Source organism: Streptomyces sp. ISL-94, from assembly GCF_018614075.1.
Lineage (GTDB): Bacteria > Actinomycetota > Actinomycetes > Streptomycetales > Streptomycetaceae > Streptomyces.
The window spans coordinates 1-3,059 of record NZ_JAGGOZ010000062.1 but is presented as its reverse complement, the minus strand read 5'-3'; the positions used below and the strand labels follow the sequence as shown (position 1 = coordinate 3,059).

Here is a 3,059-nt window from a genome sequence, read left to right as displayed (position 1 = left end):
ACCGGACGCCGCGCCCCGGCACACCCTTCCGGCCACAGCACTAGCCCCCTGCGGGGCGCCCCGCAGGGGACCGCGCCGGCCGGGGCAGAGCCCCAGGGGTGGTGACGCGGGGAAGCGGCGGCTGTTGACGCCCGGCGGGGAATGATTGGGCGGAAACGACAAGGCAACGATCCGAACACCGTGAGCTGTGCCATCTACGCGCGTAGGGATTGAGCGGCTACGCTCATCTGCGTGAACGCATCTGTTACCGACCCCTTCGCCGACGCCACCGCCGCAGCCGCCCGCCTGCGTGAGCTGACCGGCGCCGAAACCCACGATGTCGCCCTCGTCATGGGCTCCGGCTGGGCCCCCGCCGCAGAGGCGCTGGGCGCCCCCGAGGCTGAATTCCCGGTCACCGAGCTGCCCGGCTTCCCGCCGCCCGCCGTCGAGGGCCACGGCGGCAAGATCCGCTCGTACAAGATCGGCGACAGGCGTGCGCTGCTCTTCCTCGGCCGGACCCACTTCTACGAGGGCCGCGGCGTCGCCGCCGTCGCCCACGGCGTCCGCACCGCCGTCGCCGCCGGCTGCAAGACCGTCGTCCTGACCAACGGCTGCGGCGGCCTGCGCGCCGGCATGAAGCCCGGCCAGCCGGTCCTGATCAGCGACCACCTCAACCTGACGGCCACCTCGCCCATCGTCGGCGCGAACTTCGTGGACCTCACCGACCTGTACTCGCCGCGGCTGCGCGCGATGTGCAAGGAGATCGACCCGACCCTCGAAGAGGGCGTCTACGTCCAGTTCCCCGGCCCGCACTACGAGACCCCGGCCGAGATCAACATGATCCGCGTCATGGGCGCCGACCTGGTCGGCATGTCCACCGTGCTGGAGGCCATCGCCGCCCGCGAGGCCGGCGCCGAGGTGCTCGGCATCTCCCTGGTCACCAACCTGGCGGCGGGCCTGTCCGGCGAGCCGCTGAACCACGAAGAGGTGCTCCAGGCCGGCCGTGACTCGGCCGCCCGCATGGGGACGCTGCTGACCCAGGTTCTCGCCCGCATCTGAGTGACCGTACGAGAGGTAAGGCGGAAGTAGTGCAGGAAGCGCAGGACGACCTGATCGCACGGGCCCAGGCCTGGCTGGCCGAGGACCCGGACCCGGAGACGGCGGCCGAGCTCGCCGCGCTCGTCGAGGCCGGTGACACCGCCGCGCTCGCGGAGCGGTTCTCCGGCACGCTCCAGTTCGGTACCGCCGGACTGCGCGGCGAGATCGGCGCGGGCCCGATGCGGATGAACCGCTCCGTGGTCATCCGGGCCGCGGCGGGCCTCGCGGCCTACCTGAAGGCCCAGGGCCACGCCGACGGCCTGGTCGTCGTCGGCTACGACGCGCGCTACAAGTCCGCGGACTTCGCCCGCGACACCGCGGCCGTGATGACCGGCGCCGGGCTGCGCGCGGCCGTCCTGCCCCGCCCGCTGCCGACGCCCGTCCTGGCGTACGCCATAAGGCACCTGGGCGCCGTCGCCGGCGTCGAGGTGACCGCGAGCCACAACCCTCCCCGGGACAACGGCTACAAGGTCTACCTCGGCGACGGCTCGCAGATCGTCTCCCCGGCGGATGCCGAGATCGCGGCGGAGATCGGCCGGGTCGAGACCCTCGCGTCCGTCCCGCGCCCGGACTCCGGCTGGGAGGAGCTCGGCGACGAGGTCCTGGAGGCCTACCTGGCCCGTACGGACGCGGTCCTGACCCCCGGCTCCCCCCGGGGCGTGCGGACCGTCTACACGGCCATGCACGGAGTCGGCAAGGACGTCGTGATGGCGGCCTTCGCCCGGCACGGCTTCCCGACGCCGGTCCTGGTCGCCGAGCAGGCGGAGCCGGACCCGGCGTTCCCGACGGTCGCCTTCCCCAACCCGGAGGAGCCGGGCGCGATGGACCTTTCCTTCGCGAAGGCCGCCGAGGTCAGCCCGGACATCGTGATCGCCAACGACCCGGACGCCGACCGCTGCGCGGTGGCCGTCCCGGACGACGCGGCGGCCACCGGCTGGCGGATGCTGCGCGGCGACGAGGTCGGCGCGCTGCTGGCGGCCCACCTGGTGCACAAGGGTGCGCAGGGGGTTTTCGCCGAGTCGATCGTGTCGTCCTCCCTGCTGGGCCGGATCGCGGACGCGGCGGGCGTGGGCTACGAGGAGACCCTCACGGGCTTCAAGTGGATCGCCCGTGTGGAGGGCCTGCGCTACGGCTACGAGGAGGCGCTCGGCTACTGCGTGGACCCCGAGGGGGTCCGCGACAAGGACGGCGTCACCGCCGCCCTGCTGGTGGCGGAGCTGGCCTCGGAGCTCAAGGAGCAGGGCCGCACGCTGACCGACCTGCTGGACGACCTGGCGATGGCCCACGGCCTGCACGCCACGGACCAGCTGTCGGTGCGCGTCTCGGACCTGTCGGTGATCGCCTCGGCGATGGCGCAGCTGCGCGCGGAGCCGCCCACCGCCTTGGCGGGCCTGCGGGTGGTCTCGGCGGAGGACCTGACGCGCGGCACGGAGAAGCTCCCGCCGACGGACGGTCTGCGCTACTACCTGGACGGCGACCACAAGGCCCGGGTGATCGTCCGCCCGTCGGGCACGGAGCCGAAGCTGAAGTGCTACCTGGAGGTCGTGGTCCCGGTGACCGAGGCCTCCGACCTGGCCCCGGCCCGCGCCCGCGGCCAGGAGATCCTGGACGCGATCAAGAAGGACCTGGCAGCCGCGGCCGGCATGTGAGTTCTTCCCGCGCCGCTCGCGCGGCTCGGCCCCAGGGGCCTCACCGGCTTCGCACCGCTACCGCTGGGGGCACCTCCCAGCGGTAGCTGGGGGAGAGTCCGTCCGTCCGGCCCGCGGCCGGGGCCCCGGCCCGCTTGACCCGGCCCTCCGAGCTCCCGCTCGGGGGGCCGTCGGCGTATCCGGTCCCCGCGGGGCCTTCTTCCGGCCCGCCCCGTCCCGAAATCCGGCTCCGCCCCGGACCCGCGCGGGTCCAATCCCGCACAGCGTGCACAGGCGAGCCGGCATCAGCCACATCCAGCCCCGTCGGCGATCGAGGCGTGGGGGTCCCCCCGG

Annotated in this window: 2 protein-coding genes; both read left to right on the top strand. The window is 73.8% G+C overall.

Annotated features, from left to right (window positions below):
- The first annotated feature begins 231 nt into the window (after positions 1–231).
- Complete coding sequence (locus tag J7E94_RS19465) at positions 232–1,038, top strand: purine-nucleoside phosphorylase (RefSeq protein ID WP_215017093.1); 807 nt, start codon at positions 232–234, stop codon at positions 1,036–1,038.
- Positions 1,039–1,067: 29 nt separating this feature from the next.
- Positions 1,068–2,726 (top strand): phospho-sugar mutase, encoded by a 1,659-nt coding sequence (locus J7E94_RS19460; protein WP_215017091.1) that lies wholly within the window; start codon positions 1,068–1,070, stop codon positions 2,724–2,726.
- Positions 2,727–3,059 lie beyond the last annotated feature (333 nt).